26 protein-coding genes are annotated in these 25,395 nt (G+C 68.0%); 15 read left to right on the forward strand and 11 right to left on the reverse strand.

The annotated features are described in order from the left end of the window. Positions 1-675 precede the first annotated feature (675 nt). Both MasN3_RS09750 and MasN3_RS09755 read right to left on the reverse strand, forming a co-directional pair. Positions 676-1,626, reverse strand: a complete 951-nt coding sequence (locus tag MasN3_RS09750) for a YihY/virulence factor BrkB family protein (protein ID WP_281913810.1) — start codon at positions 1,624-1,626, stop codon at positions 676-678. Positions 1,627-1,741: 115 nt separating this feature from the next. Then, on the reverse strand, positions 1,742-2,773 hold the full coding sequence (locus MasN3_RS09755) for an OmpA family protein (RefSeq protein WP_281913811.1): 1,032 nt from the start codon (positions 2,771-2,773) through the stop codon (positions 1,742-1,744). Between the two features lie 408 nt (positions 2,774-3,181). Here MasN3_RS09755 and MasN3_RS09760 point away from each other — a divergent pair, with 408 nt between their 5' ends. From MasN3_RS09760 to MasN3_RS09780, 5 genes are all read left to right on the forward strand, one after another. Next, positions 3,182-3,787 carry a winged helix-turn-helix domain-containing protein gene (locus tag MasN3_RS09760; RefSeq protein WP_281913812.1) on the forward strand — a complete coding sequence of 202 codons (606 nt, stop codon included), beginning with the start codon at positions 3,182-3,184 and terminating at the stop codon, positions 3,785-3,787. Between the two features lie 211 nt (positions 3,788-3,998). After that, positions 3,999-4,760, forward strand: a complete 762-nt coding sequence (locus tag MasN3_RS09765) for a glutathione peroxidase (RefSeq protein WP_281913814.1) — start codon at positions 3,999-4,001, stop codon at positions 4,758-4,760. A 1-nt stretch (position 4,761) separates the two neighbouring features. Next, positions 4,762-5,661 carry a zinc-dependent peptidase gene (locus MasN3_RS09770; protein ID WP_281913815.1) on the forward strand — a complete coding sequence of 300 codons (900 nt, stop codon included), beginning with the start codon at positions 4,762-4,764 and terminating at the stop codon, positions 5,659-5,661. Between the two features lie 77 nt (positions 5,662-5,738). Continuing rightward, positions 5,739-6,296 carry a hypothetical protein gene (locus MasN3_RS09775; protein WP_281913817.1) on the forward strand — a complete coding sequence of 186 codons (558 nt, stop codon included), beginning with the start codon at positions 5,739-5,741 and terminating at the stop codon, positions 6,294-6,296. A 121-nt stretch (positions 6,297-6,417) separates the two neighbouring features. Next, positions 6,418-7,161 carry a 3-oxoacyl-ACP reductase family protein gene (locus MasN3_RS09780; protein WP_281913818.1) on the forward strand — a complete coding sequence of 248 codons (744 nt, stop codon included), beginning with the start codon at positions 6,418-6,420 and terminating at the stop codon, positions 7,159-7,161. Positions 7,162-7,197: 36 nt separating this feature from the next. Here MasN3_RS09780 and MasN3_RS09785 read toward each other — a convergent pair whose 3' ends face one another. The 7 genes from MasN3_RS09785 to MasN3_RS09815 all read right to left on the reverse strand — a co-directional run bounded on the left by MasN3_RS09785 (position 7,198) and on the right by MasN3_RS09815 (position 13,114). Beyond that, positions 7,198-7,746: a hypothetical protein gene (locus tag MasN3_RS09785; protein ID WP_281913820.1), complete on the reverse strand. Its 549-nt coding sequence runs from the start codon at positions 7,744-7,746 to the stop codon at positions 7,198-7,200. Positions 7,747-7,758: 12 nt separating this feature from the next. Further along, a complete protein-coding gene (locus MasN3_RS09790) occupies positions 7,759-8,628 on the reverse strand; it encodes a hypothetical protein (RefSeq protein WP_281913821.1) in 870 nt (289 codons plus the stop codon). A gap of 115 nt (positions 8,629-8,743) precedes the next feature. Continuing rightward, a complete protein-coding gene (locus MasN3_RS09795) occupies positions 8,744-9,109 on the reverse strand; it encodes a VOC family protein (RefSeq protein ID WP_281913823.1) in 366 nt (121 codons plus the stop codon). Positions 9,110-9,153: 44 nt separating this feature from the next. Beyond that, positions 9,154-9,960 carry a hydroxypyruvate isomerase gene (hyi, locus tag MasN3_RS09800; RefSeq protein ID WP_281913824.1) on the reverse strand — a complete coding sequence of 269 codons (807 nt, stop codon included), beginning with the start codon at positions 9,958-9,960 and terminating at the stop codon, positions 9,154-9,156. A gap of 61 nt (positions 9,961-10,021) precedes the next feature. Then, a complete protein-coding gene (locus MasN3_RS09805) occupies positions 10,022-10,486 on the reverse strand; it encodes a MarR family winged helix-turn-helix transcriptional regulator (protein ID WP_281913825.1) in 465 nt (154 codons plus the stop codon). Positions 10,487-10,659: 173 nt separating this feature from the next. Beyond that, complete coding sequence (locus MasN3_RS09810; protein WP_281913826.1) at positions 10,660-12,060, reverse strand: DEAD/DEAH box helicase; 1,401 nt, start codon at positions 12,058-12,060, stop codon at positions 10,660-10,662. 274 nt (positions 12,061-12,334) lie between these two features. Next, a complete protein-coding gene (locus MasN3_RS09815) occupies positions 12,335-13,114 on the reverse strand; it encodes an inositol monophosphatase family protein (RefSeq protein WP_027866095.1) in 780 nt (259 codons plus the stop codon). Between the two features lie 175 nt (positions 13,115-13,289). Between MasN3_RS09815 and MasN3_RS09820 the strand changes: the two genes are divergently transcribed. The 10 genes from MasN3_RS09820 to MasN3_RS09865 all read left to right on the forward strand — a co-directional run bounded on the left by MasN3_RS09820 (position 13,290) and on the right by MasN3_RS09865 (position 22,625). Next, positions 13,290-14,051 carry an RNA methyltransferase gene (locus MasN3_RS09820; protein WP_281913827.1) on the forward strand — a complete coding sequence of 254 codons (762 nt, stop codon included), beginning with the start codon at positions 13,290-13,292 and terminating at the stop codon, positions 14,049-14,051. Positions 14,052-14,183: 132 nt separating this feature from the next. Next, positions 14,184-14,702 (forward strand): twin-arginine translocation signal domain-containing protein, encoded by a 519-nt coding sequence (locus tag MasN3_RS09825; protein ID WP_281913828.1) that lies wholly within the window; start codon positions 14,184-14,186, stop codon positions 14,700-14,702. Next, positions 14,699-16,321 carry a GMC family oxidoreductase gene (locus tag MasN3_RS09830; protein ID WP_281913829.1) on the forward strand — a complete coding sequence of 541 codons (1,623 nt, stop codon included), beginning with the start codon at positions 14,699-14,701 and terminating at the stop codon, positions 16,319-16,321. Before MasN3_RS09825 ends, MasN3_RS09830 begins: the two co-directional genes overlap by 4 nt. A 9-nt stretch (positions 16,322-16,330) precedes the next feature. After that, positions 16,331-17,302 (forward strand): esterase/lipase family protein, encoded by a 972-nt coding sequence (locus tag MasN3_RS09835; RefSeq protein ID WP_281913830.1) that lies wholly within the window; start codon positions 16,331-16,333, stop codon positions 17,300-17,302. 57 nt (positions 17,303-17,359) lie between these two features. Then, positions 17,360-18,124, forward strand: a complete 765-nt coding sequence (locus tag MasN3_RS09840; protein ID WP_281913831.1) for a response regulator — start codon at positions 17,360-17,362, stop codon at positions 18,122-18,124. Between the two features lie 58 nt (positions 18,125-18,182). After that, the gene (locus tag MasN3_RS09845) at positions 18,183-18,665 is read left to right on the forward strand and encodes a phasin family protein (protein ID WP_281913832.1); all 483 of its coding nucleotides are present in this window, start codon (positions 18,183-18,185) and stop codon (positions 18,663-18,665) included. A 73-nt stretch (positions 18,666-18,738) separates the two neighbouring features. Then, the gene (locus tag MasN3_RS09850; protein WP_281913833.1) at positions 18,739-19,434 is read left to right on the forward strand and encodes a TetR/AcrR family transcriptional regulator; all 696 of its coding nucleotides are present in this window, start codon (positions 18,739-18,741) and stop codon (positions 19,432-19,434) included. Positions 19,435-19,454: 20 nt separating this feature from the next. Continuing rightward, entirely contained in the window at positions 19,455-20,009 is a 555-nt protein-coding gene (locus MasN3_RS09855; protein ID WP_281913834.1) for a TIGR00730 family Rossman fold protein, read from the forward strand. 89 nt (positions 20,010-20,098) lie between these two features. Further along, the gene (locus tag MasN3_RS09860; protein WP_281913835.1) at positions 20,099-21,469 is read left to right on the forward strand and encodes a DUF1800 domain-containing protein; all 1,371 of its coding nucleotides are present in this window, start codon (positions 20,099-20,101) and stop codon (positions 21,467-21,469) included. Between the two features lies 1 nt (position 21,470). Beyond that, a complete protein-coding gene (locus tag MasN3_RS09865; protein ID WP_281913837.1) occupies positions 21,471-22,625 on the forward strand; it encodes a DUF1501 domain-containing protein in 1,155 nt (384 codons plus the stop codon). On the opposite strand, the gene MasN3_RS09870 is transcribed toward MasN3_RS09865, so the two are convergent. Beyond that, positions 22,602-23,531, reverse strand: coding sequence for a carbohydrate kinase family protein (locus MasN3_RS09870; protein ID WP_281913838.1), 930 nt, complete (start codon positions 23,529-23,531; stop codon positions 22,602-22,604). The two genes, MasN3_RS09865 and MasN3_RS09870, sit on opposite strands and share 24 nt — an antisense overlap. Beyond that, complete coding sequence (locus tag MasN3_RS09875) at positions 23,525-25,372, reverse strand: glycoside hydrolase family 13 protein (RefSeq protein ID WP_281913839.1); 1,848 nt, start codon at positions 25,370-25,372, stop codon at positions 23,525-23,527. The genes MasN3_RS09870 and MasN3_RS09875 overlap by 7 nt, the downstream gene beginning before the upstream one ends. Positions 25,373-25,395: the final 23 nt, after the last annotated feature.

A 25,395-nucleotide genomic window follows, 5' to 3' on the forward strand; every position in this document is an offset into this window, starting at 1 on the left:
GGGCGCCCGCCGCCCGGCTAGAACCACAATGTGCGGACCAACAGCGCCGACCAACAGCGCGAATTACGCTCGGGCGCCCGCCGCCCGGCTAGAACCACAATGTGCGGACCAACAGCGCCGACCAACAGCGCGAATTACGCTCGGGCGCCCCGCCGCCCGGCTAAAACCGCAGTGTGCGGACCAACAGCGCCGACCAACAGCGCGAATTACGCTCGGGCGCCCGCCGCCCGGCTAGAACCACAATGTGCGGACCAACAGCGCCGACCAACAGCGCGAATTACGCTCGGGCGCCCCGCCGCCGGGCTAGAACCACAGTGTGCGGACCAACAGCGCCGACCAACAGCGCGAATTACGCTCGGGCGCCCCGCCGCCCGGCTAGAGCCACAGTGTGCGGACCCGCAGCGCCGATCAACAGCGCGCATTACGCTCGGGCGCCCCGCCGCCCGGCTAGAACCACAGTGTGCGGACCAACAGCGCCAACCAACAGCGCGCATTACGCTCGGGCGCCCCGCCGCCCGGCTAGAACCACAGTGTGCGGACCAACAGCGCCAACCAACAGCGCGTATGACGCTCGGGCGCCCCGCCGCCCGGCTAGAACCACAGTGTGCGGACCCGCAGCGCCAACCAACAGCGCGCACCACGTAGCGCGCCCAATACCGCCGCCTACAGCGCGGATTACCCCGCGCGCCCGTTCTTCCAGACGACCGTCGGTTCCGGCGCCTCTTCCTTTTTCTTGTCCCCGGTCTCATGCGGCGGCTTGTGCTTCAGGCTGCCCATCTTGAGCGCATACTGGCGCGCGAACTCGGCGCCCAGGAAGAAGATCTGCGCCGAGTAATACACCCACAGCAGCAGGGCGATCAGCGAGCCGGCGGCGCCGAAGCTGTCCGTGGTGCCGCTGTTGCCGATATATAGGCCAATGCCGAATTTGCCGAGCGTGAACATCGCAGCCGTGCCCAGGGCGCCGATGGTGACGTCGTGCCAGGACAGCTTGACGCGCGGCAGCAGCTTGTAGATCACCCCGAACAGGGTGGCGATGACCAGGAAGCTGACGGCCCAGGCGACCCAGCCCATGACCACGGCGGCTTCCTTCCACATGCCGCCGATATACTTTTCGACGACGGCCAGCGCCGCGCTGACGACCAGCGACACCATCAGCAGGAAGCCCAGCACCAGGATCAGGCCGAAGGAGAGCAGCCGGGTGCGCACCAGGTTCCAGACGCCGGATTCCTTCGGCGGTGGCACATCCCAGATCTCGTCCAGGCTGTCCTTCAGCTCGGAAAACACGGTGGTCGCGCCGACCAGCAGCAGCACGGTGGCGACGATGGTCGCAAAGCGCCCGCTTTCCTTGTTCTGCGCCCCGGCCAGGATGGCCTGGATCGTCTCCGCCCCCTGCGGTCCGACCAGACCGCGCAACTGGTCCAGGAGCTGGCCCTGGGCGGCTTCGGTGCCGTAGAAGAGGCCGGCGACGGCGATGACCAGCACCAGCACCGGCGCCAGCGAGAACAGGGTATAGAAGGCCAGCGCCGCGCCCTTGCTCGAGGCGCGATGATCGAGCCATTCCATTACCGCGCAGCGCATCACGTGGACCAGCTCACGCGAATACGGCAGCCATTTTTTGATAGCCATGACTCCTCCAAATTGAAAAGGGGGCCGCAGCCCCCTCGAATCGAACGGTGGCGCTCATGCCGGGCCGTCCTGCCGTGCGGGACGGAAGGCGCGGCCGGGCAGGCGCTGCCGCTTGTTACTGAACGCGCTTCTCGACGGTGATCTGCTCGACCTCGACGCGGCGGTTCGGCTCCAGGCAATCGATCAGTTCCTTGCGCTTGCGCTGGTTGCACTGAACCAGCGGGTTGGCTTCGCCCTTGCCGTAGGCTTTCAGGCGGTTACCGTCCACGCCCTTGCTGATCAGGTAGTCGCGCACGGTATTGGCGCGGCGCTCGGACAGCTTCAGGTTGTATTTTTCCGAGCCCAGGCGGTCGGTGTAGCCGGTGATGTCGACGTCGGTGACGCTCGGATCGGCCTGCAGGGCGGCGGCGATTTCGTCCAGCTTCGGCGACGGCATGATCAGGTCGTACTTGTCGAACTCGAACAGCTTGGTGGCTTCGAGGGTGACCTTCTCGAAGCGCGGCGGCGGCGGCGGCGGAGCGACCGGTGCCGGTGCCGGGGCCGGGGCTTCCACCACCGGAGCCGGTGCAGGCGGCGGCGCCGGCGGTGCAAGCGGCGGGTTGAAGGCGTAGTTCAGGCCGATGGTCATGTACTTGTTGTTGATGCGGCGCACTCCGAACTGCTCGTGGTCGCGCAGGAAGCCGCGCACGGCGCGCACGTCGAACTGCATCGACCATTGCGGCGTGAGCGATGCCTGGAAGCCAAGGCCTGCGGTCAGGTAAGGCGAAGTCTTGTGGACGTTGCGCAGCGGGTTCTCCACTTTGTCGCGTTCGACGCCCAGGCCGAGCAGCACGAAGGGACGCAGTTCCTTGCGCGAGAACATCAGCAGCGCGTCCGCGCCCAGCAGTGTCTGGCGGTAGCGCGCCGGTCCGTCCTCGAAACGCACGTGGCTGCCGCCGAACTGGATGTCCCACATCTCGTTTACGGCCTTACCGAACTTCAACCCGCCACCCCAGTCACGGTCCGCCACGCCCATGCGCTTGTCCGGCTTGGCCAGGACCGCGCTCGGCTGGATGTACCACGACGGATTGATGACTTCTTGGGCCATGGAGCTGCCGGTCGCGCACAGGAGGGCGGCGGCCAGGGCGATCTTCTTCGTATTATTCACAGGTGACTCCCATAAGGTGAAGGGTTGTTGACATCGCATGCCTTGACACAGATGTTGGATAAAGATTAACAGTGCAAGTTCCGCAATCTCGGTGCGGTACCGCACCCAGCGGCGATGATCTGTGCAATTTTACAACAGTGGTAAAAATGCTACAGAGCCTTGCTGTCGCACCATTTTGGTGCGTAATTTTTTATCGCAGGAAACAAGCACGACCGGCAGCTTCTGGCAAGCGGCCTTATCAAAAATGCTTGCAGGAATGGTTCTGAATGTTGGATGGCGCACAGACCGGGATGTCTGACGCAGGCAATCTTGAGCCCAGTTAAGCGGAACCGAGGTGTTGTCAGGGTGTCATACGACACACAGCGACCCGGACCACACAGTCTCACTCTCTCAACGGAGCTCACCAATATGCATGCAACGACCCATCACAACGCGGTGCAAGGCGACATCGGCGCAGTGCACACTTCCAGCAATTCTGCGCTGATCGAACGCGTTCCCCCGCAACCGACCGAGCGCGCGCCGATCTCCCTGGCGCCCATCGAACGCGTCCGTTCGACCTCGGCCACCCAGCGCCGGATCGAAAACATGCAGAAACTGATCAACGAACTGTCGACCCATGAAATGCTGGCCGACGAAATCGCATGGTTCCTGAAATTCTCGCCGTCGGGCGCACGCAAGTACATCCGTGACCTGCGCGAAGCCGGCGTCATCGAGCTGGCACGCTACATCGAGGGCACCGCCACCTATCTGGGCAAGGCCGTGTACCAGATCTGCCCGGACCAGGAGCGCGTGAAGGCCTTCCTGGCCGCGATCTGCCAGCCGAAGCGCGAAGGCGCCGCCCCGCGCAAGGAGCGTCCGGGCCTGCGCGAGCAGAACATGGCCGGCAGCGGCCGCCACTTCCACATCCTGGCGGACGACACCCATTACGCGATCCGCGTGAACCGCAGCCCGGTCACCCGCGATCCGCTGGTGGCAGCCCTGTTCGGTCCGGCTCCGAGCCAGACCGCCAAGTAACGCGCTTAAATAAGCGCTCCCGGCCGGCCGCGGTGGAGACCCGCGGCTGCCGCCGCTCCAGACGATCGCTGTCGTCATTCAAGCCGCGCGCCGCGCGGCTTTTTGTTTTTCAAGTGAACAATTTTTGATGTGCGTGTGTTGAAATCCGGTCAATAAGCCTTACCTCCCTCCCAACGCGGCCACGACTGCCGCCATCAGGAAAGGAAGACCGATGCCAAGCACTTTACCGACTCCGGAGTCCCTGCAGGGCAGGCCGGTCCCGCGCGTGAACTTCAAGGCGCGCCCCAATGACCAATGGCAGGACGTCAGCACGGACGAGCTGTTCAAGGGCAAAACCGTGGTCGTGTTCTCCCTGCCCGGCGCCTTCACGCCCACCTGTTCCTCGACCCACCTGCCGCGCTACAACGAGCTGGCGCCGACCCTGCGCGAGAACGGCGTCGACGACATCGTCTGCATCGCCGTCAACGACGCCTTCGTGATGAACCAGTGGAAGACCGGGCAGGATGCCGGCAACATTACCCTGATCCCGGACGGCAACGGCGACTTCACCGAGGGCATGGGCATGCTGGTCGACAAGCGCGACCTGGGGTTCGGCATGCGTTCCTGGCGCTACGCAATGCTGGTCAAGGACGGCATAATCGACAAAATCTTCATCGAGCCGGAGCGCGAAGGCGACCCGTTCGAGGTGTCGGACGCCGATACAATGCTGAGCTACATCAACCCGAATGCGAAGATTCCCGAGCCGGTGGTGATGTTCTCGCGTCCCGGCTGCCCGCATTGTGCGCGCGCCAAGGCCGCCTTGCGCGAGAATGACATCGTATTCACCGATATTTCGGAAGACCAGAAAATCACGACGAGCGTGCTGCGCGGCCTGACCGGCCGTCTCACCTGGCCGCAGGTATTCGTGGGCGGCAGGCTGATCGGCGGCGCCGACGAGGTGCTGGCCTGGGTCGCATCTTCACGGGAAGCCTGAGATGGAAGGCATCATCGCCGGCCTCATCGGGGCCGGACTGCTGGCGGCATGGCTGCTGCCGAAGCTGCGCCTGCGCCGCGCCCTGGCGCGCCCGCTGGCGCCGGACCTGCTCGCCATCCTGGAGCGTAACCTGGCCCAGTATGCCCGCATGGACGCGGATCAGCAGCGGCGCCTGCAGCGCCTGGTCCAGCAGTTCCTGCACGAGAAGGCCTTCGTCGGCTGCGCTGGCCTCGAGGTGACGGACGAGATGCGCGTGACCATTGCGGCCCAGGCTTGCATGCTGGTGCTGGGACGGATGGGCGAGGCCAGCCCGGCCAACCTGTACCCGTCGCTGCACGCGGTGCTGGTCTATCCCGGCGCCTTCCTGGTGCCGCGCCGCGAGGTCGATGCCGCCGGCGTCGTCACCGAGCAGCGCCAGGACCTGCTGGGCGAGTCCTGGGGCGACGGCCGCGTGATCCTGTCCTGGGACCATGTGCGCCGCGCCGGCGCGGGTGCGGCCGACGGGCCGCCGGACCTCCACAATGTCGTCCTGCACGAATTCGCCCACCAGCTCGACAGCGAATCGGGCAGCACCAATGGCGCGCCCTACCTGGGCAGTACCGAGCGCTATCGCAGCTGGTCGGAGGTTCTGTCGCGCAACTATGCGGCCTTGCGGCGCGATGCGATGTGGGGCCAGCGCGGCGTGCTCGACCATTACGGCGCCAGCAGCCCGGCCGAGTTCTTCGCGGTGGCGACCGAAAGCTTTTTCGAGCAGCCGTGGGAACTGTGCGTGCGTCACCCGGACCTGTACGAGGAATTCCTCAAGTACTTCCGCGTCGATCCGCGCGACTGGGTGGCCGAGCCGCAGCCGGTGTTCGAGGACCCCTTCGGGCATGGCGTCGTCTACGGGCAGTGGCGCTAGCTGCGTGCGCGTCCGTACAGAGCAAGACCGGCGCGGCGAGGCATAGTTGAGCTACCAAGGATCCAGGAGAAATCGTCATGTCCACCATTATCGCAGGGCGTTTCCAGCTTCAGGATGAGGTCGACCGCGCGCGCCGCGCGCTGGCCGACGCAGGTTTCGACGACAGCCGCATCAGCGGGTTTTACCTGAGCCAGCCCGGCCAGCACGACCAGACCCCGATCGGCGGCGACCATTTGCAGTCGCCCGGCGCCAAGGAGACGCCGGAAGGCGTGGTGCAGGGTGTCGCCACCGGCGGTGCGGTCGGCGCCGTGGTCGGCGCCGCCACCACGCCTGTCACCGGGCCGCTGGGCGTGGTCGTCGGCGGCCTGGTCGGCGGGCACGTCGGCTCGCTGTTCAGCTTCTCTAAAATGAAGGAGCGTGGCGAATCGGAAGAGGGCAGCAGCGAGAACCGGGTACCGCCGCGCGAGGCGGGCATGCTGGTGGCGGTTGCCTTCGACGACGCCGGCATGACCGATCGCGCGGTCGACGTGCTGCGCCAGCTCGGCGCCCACCACATTGAGCGTGCCGAGGGCAACATCGTCGACGGCGACTGGGCCGATTTCGATCCCGGCAGCCGCCCGGAGCTGATCGCCTGACTTGATCCTGGTCAACAAGGCTTCGGAGCCGCGTCCCTACACTCGGTAGAACGCATCCCGGGGACAGTCCCGCATGGCCTGTCCTTGAAGGATGCCGTATACCAAGTCCAGGGGATCCTTCATGAGCAAACGTGTCGCCCTCGTCACCGGGGGCATGGGCGGACTCGGCACGGCCTTGTGCCGCCGCCTGCATCTCGACGGTTTCACCGTCGCCGCCACCTTTTCGCCATCCAGCCACCAGCACGTCGAGTGGATGGCCAGCCACCGCCGCGACGGCATGGAATTCATTGCCATCGAGGCCGACGTGGCCGACTTCGAGGGTGCGGGCCGCGCCGTCCAGCGCCTGCTCGAGCATGCCGGCCGTATCGACGTCCTAGTCAACAATGCCGGCGTGGCGCGTGACCGCAGCATGTGCAGGATGGGCCTGGACGACTGGCATGCGGTGATGGGCGTCAATCTCGACGGCGCTTTCAACATGGCGCGCCATACGATCGACACAATGGTCGCGCAGCGCTGGGGGCGCATCGTCAACATCGGCGCCGCCAGCGCACAGCAGGGGGCGCTGAACCAGGCCAACTATGCCGCCGCCAAGGCCGGCCTGCACGGCCTGACCAAGGCCCTGGCGCTGGAGTCGGCGCGCCACGGCGTTACCGTCAACACGGTGTCGCCGGGCTATCTCGACACGCGATCGTCGCGCGATGTGGCGCCGCAGGTGCTGCACGAGCGCATCCTGCCGCGGATTCCGGTCGGCCGGCTGGGCCAGCCCGGCGAAGTAGCGGCCATGGTGTCCTGGCTGGTGTCGGACGCGGCGGGTTTCGTCACCGGCGCCTACCTGGCGATCAATGGCGGGCAGCACATGTGCTGACGGCGGCCGCAAGGACGTGCGCCGGCCCGGCCGGCTTCAGCCTGCCTTGGCCGGGGGCTTCGGCTTGAGCGCATCCAGCGCCTTGCCATGCTTCTCGACCTTCTCGAAGGCGGCCAGAATGACCAGGGGCTGGCCGGTCGCGGCGGCGGCGGCGAGGCCCAGCAGGCCGCCCACCAGCCCCGTCACCTCGCCGATGACGCCGATCTTGCGAATCTTCTCGGCGGCGTCGGCGGTCAGCTTGACGAGCTGGGCCTGCGGCTTGCCCAGGCCCTTGACGATCAGGGCCGCGGCGTCGGCGTACAGGCCGTTGGCGCGCTGGCGCAGCAGGACTTCGTCGTCGAACAGGGCGCGCGCGCTGGCCTGCACGTGTTCGGGCACCGGGCCGCCGGCGTAGCCGCGGATTTCCTTCATCACCCGCTCGTGGAGCTGGTCGGCGCAGGCCGACAGGTGGTCGGCCAGCTCGACGATCTTCTCGGTGCTGGACAGGGCGGCGCCAGGCGTGGCGGCGGGCGCCTGTTCGACGGAAGCGGCGGCGTCGGCATTGGCCGGGGATGCGTCGCGGGAACGGGTCGGGGTGGTAGCCATCGTGTGCTCCTGTCAGTCGCCGGACAGCCCGTCGCGGATGCTGCGCAGGTCACGTCCGTAGGTGGCCAGCAGGCGCCGGATTTCCGCTTCCGACAGCTTGCCGAGGTTCTCGCGCATTTTCTGGTGCCCGAGGGCCACCTTGGTCAAGCCCTGCAGGGCCAGCTCGTAGCGGCGGTCGACCAGCTTGTATTCGGTGGCCTTGTTCAGGTAGTGCACCTTGGCGAGCGTCACCAGCATGCGGTCCGAATTGCGCGTCGAAAACGGGATCTCGACATCGAAGATGCCGAGAATCGTTTTCTTCTCATTCTCGTTGGTCTTGTAGTAGAGGCGGGTGAGCGAGATCATAGCATCGAGCAGGGTCTGCACGTCGGCGTCGCCGTCGCGCACCATGGTTTCCACGCTGCGGTTCTGGTAGCCGGAGGCGATCACCCGCGTCAGCAGCCGGGTCAGGCCGGTGTAGGCCGTGATGTGGCGCTGCTGCAGGCCGGACTCGGTATTGGCCTTGAGACCATTGCCGAGGTCGTCGATGCGCTCGGACAGGTCGTAGCGCGCATCGCCGGCCAGCAGGCTCAGGGTCTGCATGTAGAGCACCAGGGTCTTCTGGATGGCGATGAAGTCTTCGAATACCGCCTTGCGCTTGGCATCGTTCTCGCGCGCCAGCTTGTCGGCGGCGGGCGACAGGTAGGGCTGTTCGCGCTCGTAGGTGTCGCGGTAGCGGCGCGCCAGTTCGGCGTAGCCTCCCAGGCGGGCCGAGGCATCGGCGAATTCGCGCACTTCCTGCAGGCTGACCGGGCCGCCCGTGGTCGTCCCGCAGCCGCCCAGCAGCAGGCCGCACACCACGGGAAGGATGACGAGCAGGCGGATCGAGAGTTGTCGCAACATGGGGATCCTTTCTGGCCTGGGGGAGTGGCCCGAAAGTCCCCATTGTTTCAAACTCCGCGCAGCGAAGTCTTGCTTGCGGTCAATTGCCTGAGCTTACACAAGCGCGAAGCAGGCCTTATTCGACTTTGGCGGGGTTGAAATGCGGGTTCTGGATCACGCCGAACAGGTTGCCGTAGGGATCGCGCACGGTGGCGACGCGGATGCCGCCGCCGACATCCTCGACCGGCGCGTCGACGATGGCGCCCAGGGCCGCCAGGCGTGCGACTTCGGCCTCGATGTCCTGGCTGCCCCAGTAGGCGGTGGCGCCGGCGCTGCCCGGCTGGCCGTCGGGAACCAGGCCCAGCTCGAAACCGCCCACCTCGAAGCCGACGTAGAAGACTTCACTGAAGTAGGGCGCCTTGCCCAGGACCTGCTCGTACCAGGCGGCGGCCTCCGCCAGGTTGGTGACGGGGTAAATTACGGTGCGCAATCCCTGGATCATCGTGCTTCCTCGGCTGGGTGAAAGCACCGATGCTGCCTGAAGCTTCAACGCCTGTCCAGCCGGGCTGCATAGGTCTTGCGTTCGTCCTCCAGCCAGCCGAACGAGGCTTGCGTGTGTCCCTGCGGCAGGTATTCGCAGCCGACCCATCCTTCGTAGCCGAGTCCGTCCAGCAGGCGGAACAGGAAGGGGAAATTGATCTCGCCGGTGCCTGGCTGGTGGCGGCCCGGCACGTCGGCCAGCTGGACGTGCCGGATCAGGGGTAAGTGGCGGCGGATCGTTTCCGCCAGCTCGCCCTCCATCCGCTGCATGTGGTAGATGTCGTATTGCAGGCCCAGGTTGGGGGCGCCGACTTCGTCGATGACGGCCACCGCCTGGCGCGTCCCGGTGAGGAAGTAGCCGGGGATGTCGCGGTCGTTGATCGGCTCGATCAGCAGGGCGATGCCGTGTTCCCGGCAGCGCGCCGCCGCATGGCGCAGGTTGGCGACATAGGCGGCGTGGGCCCGTTCATGGCTGAGGTTTGGCGGCAGCCTGCCGGCCAGGCAGTGCAGGCGGCGCACGCCCAGCTCGAGCGCGTAGTCGAGCGCCAGGCCGACACTGTCCTGGAACTCGGCGCTGCGGCGCGGATCGCAGGCCAGGCCGCGCTCGCCCGCGGTCCAGTCGCCTGCCGGCAAATTGTGCAGCACCAGCTCCAGGCCGTAGCGCTGCAGGCGCGCGGCGATCTGCCGCGCTTCGAAGGCATAGGGAAACTGGAACTCGACCGCATCGAAGCCGGCGGCGCGCGCGGCGGCAAAGCGGTCGAGGAAGGGGAGCTCGTTGAACAGCAGGCTCAGGTTGGCGGCAAATCTCGGCATGCGGCATGGCGGGGAGTGGCGATCCCGCTATCCTAGCCGATTCGGCCTGCACTTCCTCGTCTTACTGGCCGCCCAGCTGGGCCAGCAGGGCCGAGGTCGACGCGATCTGCTCGCGCGACGGCGCACCGAGCAGCATGCGGCTGACGTTGTGCACCACCACGCCGGCGTTCATCACCAGCTCGCTGCCGGTGGGCGTGATGATGGCGTAGCCGACACGGGCGTCGCGCGGATCGCTCTGGCGGCCGACCAGGCCGATCTTTTCCAGCGGCAGCAGCGAGCGGGTCACGCCCGACGCCGTCAGGCCCAGTTTCTCGGCCAGGTCGACCCGGCGCAACCGGCCACCCGGGGCGCGTTGCAAGCTCAGCAGCAATTGGTAGTCGGCAAAACTGATGCCATGCAGGCTGCCGAGCGAACTGTCGAGGCGTCGCGACAGTGCCGCCCAGGCACGGGCCATGCGCAGGCAGAACTCGCTGGTGGGGCTGTCGAGGTCGGCAGCGGTATCGGCAGCGGGGAGGGTATCGTTCATGGTAGGGGCTAATTGTTGAGATAAAGTCGATTGCTCAAATATATGCCTGTTCCTGAATCTTGTAAAGTACTTGATTGATCAAGCATTTCAAATGGGTAAAAAAAGACCGGCGTCGATGTGTCGACGTCGGCCTTCATGCGAGGCGAGGTGGGCAGCGCGGGCTGCCCCTGCGATCAGCGCTCGCGGCGCGGTGCGGAACCGGTGCGCGGGCCGCGGCTGGCGCTGTTGCCGTTGCGGTTGCCGCCATTCGCGCCTGCAGGACGGTTGCCTGCCGGGCGAGCGCCGGCGCCGCCGCCGTTGCCGGCGCCGGCACTGCGGGCCTGGCCCTGGCCGCCGCGGTTGCCGCCCGGACGGCCGCCGCCACGGTTAGCGTGGCCCGGCGCGCCGCTGCGCAGCTGGATCGGCTGTGCTTTCGCCGTCGGGTCCGGCTCAAAGCCCGGGATCACGTGGCGGGGCAGGGTCTGCTTGATCAGCTTCTCGATGTCCTTGAGCATCTGGTGCTCGTCCACGCAGACCAGCGACACCGCTTCACCGGTCGCGCCGGCACGGCCGGTACGGCCGATCCGGTGCACGTAGTCTTCCGGCACGTTCGGCAGGTCGTAATTCACCACGTGCGGCAACTGGTCGATGTCGATGCCGCGCGCCGCGATGTCGGTCGCCACCAGCACCTGCAGGCTGCCGTCCTTGAACTCGGCCAGCGCCTTGGTGCGCGCCGACTGGCTCTTGTTGCCGTGGATGGCCATTGCGCCGATGCCGTCGCGGCCCAGCTGTTCCACCAGCTTGTTGGCGCCGTGCTTGGTGCGGGTAAACACCAGCACCTGGTGCCAGCTGTTTTCCTTGATCAGGTGCGACAGCATCGGGTGCTTCTTGTCGCGGTCGACCGGGTGGATCTTTTGCGCGATCACTTCCACGGTCGAGTTGCGGCGCGCCACTTCGATCGACTGCGGATTGTTCAGCAGGCGGTCGGCGAGGGCCTTGATGTCGTCCGAGAAGGTGGCCGAGAACAGCAGGTTCTGGCGCTTCGGCGGCAGGATGGCCAGCACCTTGCGGATGTCGTGGATGAAGCCCATGTCGAGCATGCGGTCGGCTTCGTCCAGGATCAGGATCTCGATCTTGGACAGGTCGACGGTGCCCTGGCCGGCGTGGTCGAGCAGGCGGCCCGGCGTGGCGACCAGCACGTCGACGCCCTGCTTGAGCAGCTTGATCTGCGGGTTGATGCCGACGCCGCCGAAGATCACGGCCGAATTCAGGTTGGTGTACTTGCCGTACAGGCGCACGCTTTCCTCGACCTGGGCGGCGAGTTCGCGGGTCGGGGTCAGCACCAGGGCGCGGATGGCGCGCGGGGCAGTCTTGCTCTTCAGTGCGCTGCCGACCGCATCGGTCGACAGTCGTTGCAGGATCGGCAGGGTGAAGCCGGCGGTCTTGCCGGTACCGGTCTGGGCGCCGGCCAGCAGGTCGCCGCCGTTCAGGACGGCGGGAATCGCCTGGGCCTGGATCGGGGTCGGCGAGGTATAGCCTTGTTCAGTTACCGCGCGAACGATCGCATCGGACAAACCGAGAGTAGAAAATGACATAGATTCTTTATAAAAAGCGGGCCTGCGCAACACAGCGCCGGTCCAGGCAAATCGGATTAGTCATTGCAGGCGGGACGCAGTACAAACCGCGGGAACGCCGGACGCTGCCGCGCGTGGTAGACGCGCGCTGGCAGCCGGGATTATAGAGGACTTGTTTCTCTATGGAAAGTTTCTGACCGGGACTTTCCGTCCGCTGAAGCGGGTGCACTGTCTGCACCCGGAACCACGAGGCGTATTCTACGCGAAAACGCTGCAGCCGACCTTTAAGCGCCGCTTAGGCGAACGCCGCCAGCAGCGGCACCATGGCGCCGAACACCTTCGGACCGGCGGCGATGATGTCGCCCTTGTGCAGGTAATCCGACTCGCCGTTGAACTCGCCGACGATGCCACCCGCCTCGGTCACGAGCAGGGCGCCGGCCGCGATGTCCCACACCTTCAGGCCTTTTTCGAAATAGCCGTCGATGCGGCCGGCGGCCACGTTGGCCAGTTCCAGCGCGGCCGAGCCGCCGCTGCGCACGCCGTGGCAGCGCGAGGCGACGGTTTCGTACATGCGCAGGTATTCGGCCAGCGCGCGCGGATCCGGGCCGTGGCCCGAGGCCAGCAGGGCCTTGCCGATGCGGTCCTTGCTGCTCACGCGGATGCGCTTGTCGTTCAGGTAGGCGCCGGCGCCCTTGGTGGCCGTAAACAGGTCGTTGCGCACCGGGTCGTACACCAGGGCGTTGGTGATCACGCCTTTCTGTTGCAGGGCGATCGAGATGCAGAAGTTGGGGTAGCCGTGCAGGAAGTTGGTGGTGCCGTCGATCGGGTCGATGATCCACACGTTTTCGCTCTCGTCATTCAGGTTCTTCGACGCACCCGACTCTTCCGCCAGGATGGCGTGGTCCGGGTAGGCCTTCAGCAGCGTTTCCACGATCGCCTGTTCCGACGCCTGGTCGATGTCGGTGACGAAATCGTTGTGATTTTTTTCAGAAATGGTGATGCGATCGAGGTCGAAGGACGCGCGGTTGATGACGGTGGCGGCGCGGCGGGCGGCCTTGACGGCCGTATTGAGCATTGGGTGCATGGGCTTTCCGTGGAAAAAACGCGAACGCCCACCACGCGTTGAAGCGCCGTGAACGGTCAGCTGAATAGAGAATGACAAAGAGCAAAGCGGTGCCGAACCCGTTACAATCCACGACTTTCCAGTCCCGGATCACAACAGCCCGCACCGCGCGATGGCGCTATTTTAAATGAACCCGACCGAAATCAACACATCTCTCTTCAAAAGGCTCCGTTTCGTGCTGGTCGAGACTAGCCGCGCGGGCAATGTCGGCTCGGTGGCGCGCGCCATGAAGACGATGGGCTTCGGCGAACTGGTGCTGGTGTCGCCGCGCTGCGACGATCCGCTGAACGATGCCGAGGCGGTCGCGTTCGCGAGCGGCGCGGGCGACGTGCTGGCCAATGCCCGCATCGTCGGCAGCATCGGCGAAGCGCTGGACGGCTGTAATTTCGCCGCCGCCGTGTCGGCGCGCCTGCGCGAATTCTCGCCGCCGGTGTGGACCCCGCGCGCCTTCGCCGCCCACGGGGCGGGGCAGGACGAACTGCGGCCCGCGCTTATTCTCGGCAACGAGCGGGTCGGCCTGCCGAACGAGATCGTCCAGCAGTGCAACGTCCTGATCAACATCCCCTCGAATCCGGACTATTCCTCGCTCAACCTGTCGCAGGCGGCGCAAGTGTTGGCCTACGAATGCCGCCTGGCGGCGACGGGCGACACGGTCGACGAGCGCGGCGTGGGCTTCCACGGCGATTGCGCCAGCGTGGCGCAGATCGATGGCATGTATGCCCACCTCGAAGAAGCGCTGGTGGCGATCGGCTTCCTCAACGCCAGCAACCCGAAGAAGCTGATGCCGCGCCTGAAGCGCCTGTTCTCGCGCACGGGGCTCGAGACCGAGGAGGTCAACATCCTGCGCGGTATCGCGCGCGCGATCATCGACCGGACGCCGAAGCCATAAGCGTGCAAAGAATATTTGCCTGTGGAGCCCGCGGTGCAAATATTCTTTGCAAATACTAGACGCCGGCCTCTAGTTTCCGGTCCCGCCCTGCTTTTCCTTTGACGTACACTAGGAAAAACACAAGAGGCAGCAATGGGGACATCACGACGGACTTTCCTGAAGGCCGGCGGCCTGGCCGCGCTGGCGCTGGCGGGCGGCGGCGCGCTGTATCGGGCCAGGCACAGCGGCACGCCGCATCGTTTCGCGCTCGATGGCGAAGCGCGCGCCGCCCTGCACGCGATCGTGCCGGCGCTGCTGGCCGGCGCGCTGCCGCAGGGCGCCGGTCGTGAGGCCGCGCTCACCAGGACCGTCGAAGGCGTCCACCAGGCCATCCTCGGCCTGCCGCCCGCCACCCAGAAGGAAGTGCAGGACCTGTTCGGCCTGCTCGCGCTGGCGCCCGCGCGCCGCCTGCTGACCGGCATCCAAGGCGGCTGGGAAGGGGCGCGCATCGAGGCAGTGAACGCTTGGCTGGAGGACTGGCGCCTGCACCGCCTTGGCCTGCTGCGCAGCGCCTACCACGCGCTGCACGACCTGGCGCTCGGCGCCTGGTATGCACAGCCGGCCAACTGGGCTGCCATCGGCTATCCCGGCCCGATGAAGGAGCTGGCGTGAACACGCCGATCGTCGCGGACCCAATCCAGGCCGGCCTCGCCAGGGGCTGGAAGATCGTCGACGCCGCGACACTGGCCCAGGATCGCAGGCTGGAGGCCGACGTCGTCATCGTCGGCAGCGGCGCCGGCGGCGGCGTCAGCGCCGAGATCCTGGCGCGCTCGGGACTGTCCGTGATCGTGGTGGAAGAGGGCGCCCTAAAATCCTCGCGCGACTTCAAGATGCGCGAAGCCGAAGCCTATCCCGCGCTGTACCAGGAGTCGGCCGCGCGCAAGACCGTGGACAAGGGCATCAACATCCTGCAGGGCCGCACCGTGGGCGGTTCGACGGTCGTCAACTGGACCTCGAGCTTTCGCACCCCGCCCGCCACCCTCGACTGGTGGCGCCGCTACTACGCGCTGGCAGACAGCACGCCGGAGGCGCTGGCGCCCTGGTTCGCGATGATGGAGGCGCGCCTGCACATCGCCGACTGGCCGGGCGCGCCCAACGAGAACAACGCCGTCCTGCGCCGCGGCGCCGCCAGGCTCGGCATCCCCACAGGCCTGATCCGCCGCAACGTCGACGGCTGCTGGAACCTCGGCTACTGCGGCATGGGCTGCCCGACCAATGCCAAGCAGTCGATGCTGGTGACGAGCATCCCGGCCGCGCTGGACCACGGGGCCACCCTGGTAACGCGGGCGCGCGCGCAGCAGTTCGTCATCGGGGGCGAGCGGATCGAGGAGCTGCTGTGCCAGGCCCTGGATGCGCCTGGCGTGCTGCCCACCGGCCGCGTGCTGCGCCTGCGCGCGCGCCATGTCGTGGTGGCCGGCGGCGCGATCAATTCGCCCGCGCTGCTGCTGCGCTCGCAGGCCCCCGACCCCAGCGGGCTGCTGGGCCGGCGCACCTTCCTGCACCCGACCGTCATCTCGGCCGCGTTCTTCCCGCAGCGCGTCGAGGCCTGGGCCGGCGCGCCGCAGACCGTGTACTCCGACCATTTCCTGGCTGGCCCGATGGACGGTCCGATCGGCTACAAGCTGGAAGCGCCGCCGCTGCATCCCGTGCTGTTGGCCACCACCATGAACGGCTTCGGCGAGTCGCACGCCGCCATGATGCGCGACTTTCCCCACTTGCATGGCATGCTGGCCCTGCTGCGCGACGGCTTCCACGAAGGCGCGCCGGGCGGCGCCGTGCGCCTGCGCGGCGACGGCAGCCCGGAGCTCGACTACCCATTGACCAGCTACCTGTGGGACGGCGCGCGCCGCGCGCTGCTCACGATGGCCGAGATCCAGTTCGCGGCTGGCGCCAGCAGCGTGCAGCCGGCCCACGAGATGGCGCGCCGCTACGGCTCCTGGCGCGAGGCGAAGGCCGCCATCGCGGCCCTGCCGCAGGAATTGCAGCGCACGCGCGTGGCGTCGGCCCACGTGATGGGCGGCTGCGCGATGTCGGGCGACGAGCGCCTCGGCGTCACCACGCCAGACGGCCGCTACCGCGGCCTGGCCAACCTGTCGGTGCACGACGGCTCGCTGTTCCCGACCTCGCTCGGCGCCAATCCGCAACTGACCATCTACGCCCTCGCGGCCAAGCTGGCCAGCAGCCTGGCGACGTCCCTGACCGGCAGGCCGGCGGCCCGGCCCGCGGCCTGAGGAATCGCGATGAGCGCACGCCGCCTGCTCCAGTTGCTGCTGCTCGTCCAGGCGCTTGCCGCGCTGGGCATCGGGGTGGCCGCGGTCCAGGTCTTCGGCGCCAGCCGCTGGCAGGCCCTGGCCCTGGGCCTGGGCAGCGTGGTGCTGGTGCGCCTGGCCATCAACCTCAACAACTTCTTCATGAGCGCGCGCTTCGCCAGTCCCACGCCGGGCGACTACCGGCTCGGCTTCACGGCGCGCATGCGCATGATCCTGGAAGAGTTCAGCGCCAGCATGCTGCAGTCCTCGTGGACCATGCCGCGCGCCAGCGCCCGCACCCGCATCCATCCGGGGGCGGGCACGCCGCCGGTCCTGCTCTTGCACGGCTACGGCTGCAACAGCGGCTACTGGTCGCACCTGGTGCCGCGCCTCGACGCCGCCGGCATCAGCCACGCCTCGGTCGACCTCGAACCGATCACCGGCGACATCGACGGCTACGCGCCGCTGGTCGAGCGCGCGGTGGAGGACTTGCTTGCCGCCACCGGCGCCGGCAAGGTGATCGTCGTCGCGCACAGCATGGGCGGGCTGGTGGCGCGCGCCTGGATGCGCGCCTGCGGCGCCAAGCGGGTGGCGCGCGTGATCACGCTCGGCACGCCGCACCACGGCACCTGCCTGGCCGCCTTCGGCCTCGGTCTGAATGCGGCGCAGATGCGGCGGGCAGCGCGTGCCGACCCGCCCGAATGCGCCTGGCTGCGCGTGCTCGCCGCAAACGAGGATGCGGCCGGGCGCGCCCTGGTCACCTCGATCTTCTCGCATCACGACAACATCATCGCGCCCCAGACCTCGAGCGAGCTGCCGGGCGCGCGCAACCTGGCCGTCGGCGGCGTCGGCCACGTGGCGCTGGGGCGCAATCCGCGCGTGCTCGACCTGCTGATGGAAGAGATTGCCCGCGCCCGCCGTGCGGCGGCGGGACAGGAACAGGTCAAGCGAACCCGAGGCTAGCTGTATTTACGGGCGCCGTGTTAAAGTAGGCGCAACGCCGCCACTGGAGCGCCGATCTTGGCCCGCATCCTGATCATCGAAGACAATCCAGCAAACCTTGAGCTGATGGCGTTTCTGCTCACCGCCTATGGACACAGCGCCGTCGCTACACCCGACGGCCCGCGCGGCATTGCTTGCGCCCGCGCCGCGCCGCCCGACCTGGTCGCCTGCGACGTCAACCTGCCCGGCATGGACGGCTTCGCGGTGCTGGCCGCGCTCAAGGCCGAACCCTCCCTCGCCAGGGTGCCGGTGCTGGCCGTGACCGCGCTGGCGATGGCCGGCGACCGCGAGAAGGTGCTGGCCGCCGGTTTCGACGGCTACATCAGCAAGCCGATCGAACCGGAGAGCTTCGTGGCGGAACTCGAAGCCTTCCTGCCAGCCGCCCCATCGGCGCATGCCGCCCGGCCGGCCGTCCTGCTGGTCGACGACGACCCCTTCATGCTGGCCGTGCTGGCCGACATGCTCGGCGACGAACCGGTGCGGGTGCTGAGCGCCGCGTCCGGCCTAGACGCCCTGGCCCTGCTCGAGCGCGAGCCGGTCGAGGTCATCCTGTGCGACCAGGCCATGCCGGGCATGCGCGGCACCGAGGTGCTGGCCCGGGTCGCCGCGCTGTACCCGCGCACCGTGCGGCTGATGCTGACCGGGCAGCAGGACCTGGCCGAGATCGACGCGGCGCTGCGCTCCGGTGCGGTTGACGCCCATTACGCCAAGCCGGTGTCGGCAGGCAGCCTGCGCGAACGCGTGCGCGAGGCGCTGGCGCTGCAGCGCAGCCGCGCCCTTTAGAATCCTGTTTCTAGCGTGCTTGCCTAGAATGGGCTGCACCGGATTCGCAAGGAACATCATGAGCAAGAAACTTCCCGTGGAGGACGACGACGAGGCCCTGGCCCGCGCCGTGCGCGCATCGGCCCAGCAGATCTGGCAGGCCGGACTCGGCGCCTTCGCCAAGGCCCAGGAAGCGGGCGAGGGCGGGCGCTCGTTCACGCGCCTGGTGCGCGACGGCAGCGTGCTGGCCAGCCGCGCGCGCGAGGTCGAGGAAGCCAGCGGCACCGTGGCGCGCGCCGCCGAGCGGGCCGCGCGCAGGGGCGGCCGCGGCAGCGGCTCCTGGGGCAAGCTGGAACAGGTGTTCGAGGAGCGCGTGGCGCGCGCCCTGGCCACCATCGGCGTGCCGGCCGCGAGCGAGGTCGAGGCGCTGCGCCGCCGCGTCGACGAGCTGGAGATGATGCTGGCGGAGCTCAGTGCGCGCCAGAGCGCGGCCGCGGCCCCGAAAAAACGCACGCGCCGGGTGGACAAGCGTGACGAACCCGAGGAAGAAGAAGGCGCCTGAGCGGCTTTCTATGCTGTTTCATTAACACCATTTGGTGTTATCCTCGCGGCTGGAATCACAAACTTCGCCCTTCATGCAACAAAAAGCTCCGCGCCGGACCCGCGAACGCATCCTCGAGCTCTCGCTCAGGCTGTTCAACGAGTTCGGCGAGCCGAACATCACGACGACGGTCATTGCCGAGGAGATGAACATCTCGCCCGGCAACCTGTACTATCACTTCCGAAACAAGGACGACATCGTCAACTCGATCTTCGTCCAGTTCGAGGCGGAGATCGAACGCATCCTGACGGTGCCGGCCGGGCGCCGCTCGAACATGGAGGACGTGTGGCTCTACCTGCACCTGATGTTCGAACTGATCTGGCGCTACCGCTTCTTCTACCGTGACCTGAACGACCTGCTGTCGCGCAACCGCAAGCTCGAACTGCACTTCAAGGCGATCCTGGCGCACAAGATCAAGGTGGCGCGCCAGTTGTGCGAAGACCTGCGCAGCGAAGGCTCGCTGGAAGCGGGCGACCAGCAGATCGGCGCGATGGCGACCAACATGGTGGTGGTGGCGACCTATTGGCTGTCCTATGAATACGTGCGCAACCCGCGCAAGTACAGCGAGCAGCAGGCCATCGCAGATGCGCTCGCGCGCGGCTGCTACCAGGTGCTGGCCATGCTCGGCCCCTACCTGCGCGGCGACACCCGCCTGCTGTTCGAGAAGCTGTCCGAGGAATACCTCAAGAAGCTGTCCGCCGAGGCCCGCCCCGGCGCCGAATTCCTGTAACTTTTTTTCGCTCCACGACGATGAAAACCCTGGCCGTCTACTGCGGCGCCTCGCATGGCGTCAATCCGATCTACACCGATTGCGCACGCGGCCTGGCGGCCTCGCTGGTCGAGCACAACATCGGCCTGGTCTACGGCGGCGGCAAGGTCGGCCTGATGGGCGTGATCGCCGACGAGGTGCTGCGCCTGGGCGGCGAAGCCACCGGCGTGATTCCGAAAGCCCTGCTCGACCGCGAAGTCGGCCACGCCGGCCTGACCCGCCTGTTCGTGGTCAAGGACATGCACGAACGCAAGGCCATGATGGCCGAGCTGTCCGCCGGCTTCATCGCCATGCCGGGCGGGATGGGCACGCTGGAAGAGCTGTTCGAGATGCTGACCTGGGCCCAGCTGGGCATCCATGCCAAACCGATCGGCCTGCTCAATGCGAACGGCTTCTGGGACGGCCTGGTGGGCTTCGTGCGCCACCAGAGCGCGGAAGGCTTCGTGCGGCCCGAACACCTCGACCTGATGCGGGTCGACGCCGACCCGGATGCCTTGATCCGCAGCCTGCGCGCGGCGGCAGCTCCCGCCGCCTGAGGCGAGCCCCGCATGCGGGGCGAAGAAAATAGCTGGAACTTTTTGCCCGGTCAAACGGAATACCACTATCGTCCACCTTCTTTCGCCCCATGACGCCTGCATCGATCGCCCTCAACCGCCTCGGCCTCGGCGCCCGCCCGGACGAGGGAGCGCCGGCGGACCCGCGCCGCTGGCTGCTGTCCCAGCTGGATGCCTACGATCCCTTGCCGGCGCCCTGGCGCCGTTTGCCGCATAGCGCGCAGGTCGCGGCCGACTGGGTCGCGCAAGAGCGTGCGCAGCGCCAGGCGCCGGCGGACCAGCGCGCCGGCCTGCGCGAAGCCTGGCGCCGCAAGGAGGGCGAGGCCTACCGCGCCGCCATCGGGGCGCGCGTCGCCAGCGCCTTGCAGACCCCCACGCCCTTCGTCGAACGCCTGGTGCACTTCTGGTCGAATCACTTCGCCGTGTCGGTCGACAAGGGGCCAGTGACCGGACTGGCCGGCAGCTTCGAGCGCGACGCCATCCGCCCGCACGTCCTGGGACGCTTCGACGCGCTCCTGGTGTCGGCGGTGCGCCATCCGGCCATGCTGGTCTATCTGGACCAGGCCCGCTCCACCGGCCCGGACAGTCCGGCCGGCCAGCGCGCCCGGCTCAGGCAGCGCAACAACGCGGGCCTGAACGAGAACCTGGCGCGCGAGATCCTCGAGCTGCATACGCTCGGGGTGCGCGGCGGCTACACCCAGCGCGACGTCGGCGAATTCGCACGCGCGCTCACCGGCTGGACCCTGCCCGACGATCGCGGCCAGGCCATGCCTGCGCAAGCGTTCTCGCCATTTCGCTTCGCCCCGGCGCTGCACGAACCGGGCAGCCGGCAGGTAGCGGGGCGCAGCTACCCGCCGGGCGGCGAGGAGCAGGCGCACGCCGTGCTGCGCGACCTGGCCGCGGCGCCGGCCACCGCCGAGCACATCGCCCTCAAGCTGGCGCGCCACTTCGTGGCTGACGAGCCGCCGGCGAGCCTGGTGCTGCGCCTGGCCGCGGCCTTCCGCACCAGCGGCGGCGACCTGCCCAGCATGTACCGCGAACTGGTGCTGGCGCCGGAAACCTGGGCCCCGGGCCCCGGCAAGTTCAAGTCGCCCTGGGACTGGGGCATCTCGAGCCTGCGCGCGCTGGAGCGGCGCGAGATGCCGGACCAGCAGGCGGCCGGCCTGATGAACCAGCTCGGGCAGCCGGTGTGGCGTCCCGGTTCGCCGGCCGGCTACGGCGACACGGCCGCCTCCTGGGCCGCGCCGGACGCCTTGCTGCGCCGCGTCGAAGCCGCCCAGCGCTTCGGCGCGCAGGCCGGGGCCCGGGTCGATGCGCGCGCGCTGGCGCTGCGCGTCCTGCCGGGCATTGCCGAAGGCACGCGCCAGGCGATCGCCCGTGCCGACAGCCCGGCCACGGCGCTGGCACTGCTGCTGGCTTCCCCCGACTTCCTGAGGAGATGACATGAGTCTCGACCGACGTGCCTTTCTTGCGGGCGCCACGGCGCTGCTGGCCGGGCCGCGCCTGAGCTTCGCCGGCGCCGCCATTCCGGGCGAGCGGCGCTTCGTCTTCATCATCCAGCGCGGCGCGGCCGATGGCCTGCACACCGTGATCCCGATCGCCGACCCGGGCTATGCGCGCCTGCGCGGCGCGCTGGCGATCGCGCCGGAAAGCGCGCTCCAGCTCGACGGCAGCTTCGCGCTGCATCCGTCGCTGGCCACGCTGCACGGGTTGTACGGCGCGGGCCAGGCCAGCTTCTTCCACGCCGTGGCCTCGCCTTACCGCGAGCGTTCGCACTTCGACGGCCAGAACATTCTCGAGACCGGCGGGCGCGCCGCCTATACGCTCAAGGACGGCTGGATGAACCGCCTGGTGGCCCTGCTGTCGCAGCCCGGCAGGAGCGCCATCGCCTTCGCCCCGACCGTGCCGATGGCGCTGCGGGGAAGCCTGCCGGTGCCGTCCTATGCCCCGTCCGGCCTGCCGGACGCGAACGAGGACCTGATGCTGCGCGTGCAGCAGCTGTATGCGAACGACGCCCAGCTGCATGCGCTGTGGTCCGCCGCCATGGACGCGCGCGGCATGGCGGGCAGCATGGACGGCAAGGCCAGGCGCCAGGAGCCGGGCGAACTGGGACGCATGGCTGCCGGCTTTCTGGCGCGCGCGGACGGCCCGCGCATCGCGATGATCGAGACCGGCGGCTGGGACACTCACAGCGGCCAGGCCGGCCGGCTGGCGGCCCAGCTGCGCAACCTGGATACCCTGGTGGCCGGCCTGCGCCAGGGCCTGGGCGATGCCTGGGACCATACCGTGGTGCTGGTGGCGACCGAGTTCGGCCGTACGGCGGCGGCCAACGGCACCGGCGGCACCGACCATGGCACCGGCGCGGCCGCCATGCTGCTCGGCGGCGCGGTGCAGGGCGGACGGGTCGTGGTGGACTGGCCGGGCCTGGCCCCGGGCGAGCTGTTCGAGGGGCGCGACCTGCGCCCGACGCTGGGTCTCGACACCCTGATTTCCCAGGTCTGCGCCGAGGCGTTCCGGATCGATCCGCAGCGCATGGCGCGCACCCTGTTCCCGGATGCGCCTGCGGGCAAGGCCTTAGCGCGCCTCCTGAAGGCCTGAGCCGGCGCGATAGCGCGCCAGCTCGTCCAGCCCCAGGCTGCGCTCGGCCGTCCCCTGGAAGCGGCAGGCGAACGCGCCGCCGATGGCCCCGGTGCGCATGCATTCGTCCACCGTGGCGCCCTCGAACCAGGCGTGCAGGAAGGCGGACGAGAAGGCGTCGCCGGCGCCGTTGCTGTCCACCACCGGCCCGTCCAGCCTGGCGCAGGCGGTGTGCCGGATCCGTTCCTGTCCCCGTTCCAGCACATGGCTGCCTGCCGCGCCGGCGGTTGCCACGACCAGCCGCGCCCGGCCCTCGCGCAGGATGGCGCGCATCGCGTCGAACACGCCCTCGCCCAGCGCCGCGGCGCTCAGGAACACCAGGTCGGCGCGCCGCGCGAAGCCCAGGTGATGGGGATTGGCGCCGTCCCAGTCGTGCAGGTCGGTCGACACCGGCAGGCCGAGCGCGGCGGCGTCGTCGAACAGCGCGGCGGCCCAGGGCATGATGCTCAGGTGGACGTGTTCCGAGGCCTGCATGTGCGCGAGGTAGAACGAGCGCGGCATGCGCAATGTATCGGGATGGCGCCCGTCGTACAGCGACGTCCGGCGTCCGTCCGGGGCGACCAGGTTGACGCTGCGCCGGGTGCCGCTCGGGTGGACCAGGTAGTCGAAGGGCAGACCACGCTCGCGGTAACGGGCGTGGGTCAGTTGCGCCTGCGGGTCGTCGCCGACGAAGTCGATCAGCACCGGGTGATGGCCGAGCGCCAGCAGGCCGAGGGCGACGCCGTTGCCCGTGTGGGCCACGTAATCGCACACGGGTGGCACGTGGATCGAATCGGCCGGCGCCAGCGGCAGGGCGGGGACGTGCACGACGGTGTCGATGCCGACGCCGCCGGCCACCAGCACCGGTCTGCCGCCGGCGCTCACCATGCCAGCACCACCGAGCTCATGGCTGGGAGCAGCAAGGGCGCGCCCAGGTCCACCCGGGCCTTGGTGAGGACATTGGTGGCGCTGCGCGCGCCCTTGATCATGCCGGCGAAGCGCCCCAGGTCGAGACGGGTGTCGGCGGCGTTCTTGTTGATCACCACCATCACGGTCTGGCGGCCGTCATGGCGGAAGTAGACGTAGCTGCCGTCCTTGGGCAGGTAGTGGGTCAGCTTGCCCTGCGTGACGGCGGAACTGGTCTTGCGCCAGTTGAACAGCGTGCGCACGAAGTCCTGCATGTCGCGCTGGGCCGGCGACAGGCCGGCGCCGCTGAAGGCATTCACGCGGTCGCCCGCCCAGCCGCCCGGCATGTCGGCGCGCAGCACGCCGTCGTCGCGCACTTTCGGACTGCTGGTCAAGACCTCGGTGCCGTAGAACACCTGCGGGATGCCGCGCGTGGTCGCCATCAGGATCAGGTTGGACTTGGCCAGCTCGACCTTGTTGTCGACCGTGGCCAGCATGCGGGGACGGTCGTGGTTGTCGGGGAAGACCATCAGGCGCATCGGATCGGCGTACAGGTAGTCGGCCGCGATGGTTTCGTAGATCCGGATCAGGCCCTTGTTGTACGACTCCGGCTCGGCCAGCGCCTCGCTGGCGGTATCGGACAGCGGGAAGTCCATCACGGTCGGCAGTTCGGACGCATAGCCGTCGCGGTTGACGACGCCCTTCTGCCAGTAGGCCACCATGTGGGGCCGCGCGTCCATCTCTTCGCCGACCACGTTCATGTGCGGATATTCGGCGGCAACGGCGCGGTTCCACGCGTTCAGGAAATCCTTGTCGGCATACGAATAGGTGTCCTCGCGGATGCCGGACAGGTCGGCGTACTCGATCCACCACAGCGTATTCTGGATCAGGTAGCGCGCCACCAGGCGGTTGCGCTGGTTCAGGTCGGGCATGGTCTCGACGAACCAGCCGTCGAAGAAGCGTGCCTTTTCTTCCGGCGCCGCGTGGATGTCCTGGGCCAGCGTGTGCTGGTTGTTGGTGGGCTTGAACGTGCTGCCGTGGTTGATCCAGTCGCGCGCCGGCAGGTCGCGCATCCACCAGTGGCTGGTGCCGATGTGGTTGAGCACGATATCGTGGATCACGCCCAGGCCCTTCGCCTTCGCGGCGGCGACATAGTCGCGGAATTCCTCGTTGCTGCCGAAGCGCGGATCGATCCGGTAGTAGTCGGTCAGCGCATACCCGTGGTAGGAGTAGGCCGGCTGGTTGTTCTCCAGCACCGGCGTCGGCCAGACCATGGTAAAGCCCAGGTCGCGGATATAGTCGAGATGGGCGCGCATGCCGGCCAGGTCGCCGCCATGGCGCTTGACCGGGTCGGCGCGCTCGGCCCCTTCGAGCATGCCGGCCTGGTCGTTCGCCGGGTTGCCGTTGGCGAAGCGGTCCGGCATGAGCAGGTAGATCGCATCGCCCGCGCCGAAGCTGCGGCGCTCGGCCGATCCTGGACGGCGCGGCGCCAGCCGGTAGGCGTGGCTGGTAATAACTTCCTTGCCACGCCGGAATTGCAACTGCACTTCGCCCGGGCGGGCATCCTTGCCGATGGCGAGGTTCACGAACAGGTAGTTCGGGTTGTCGGTACGCTCGACCCCGACAAGGCGCACGCCCGGGTAGGGGCGGGCCAGGACAGGCGCCAGTTCGGCGATGCGCTCGCCGTGCACCATCAGCTGGAGCCCGGGCTGTTTCATGCCGGTCCACCAGTTGGGCGGCTCGACGTGCTGGATCCGGTAAGGGCTTGCTGCGGCCCAGGCGGCCGGCAGGAAGGCAGCGATTACGAGGAAAAACCTGGGCACCAGAACCTCCATCGAAAACTGTC

It is taken from the genome of Massilia varians (assembly GCF_027923905.1).
In the GTDB taxonomy this organism is placed as follows: Bacteria; Pseudomonadota; Gammaproteobacteria; order Burkholderiales; family Burkholderiaceae_D; genus Telluria; species Telluria varians_B.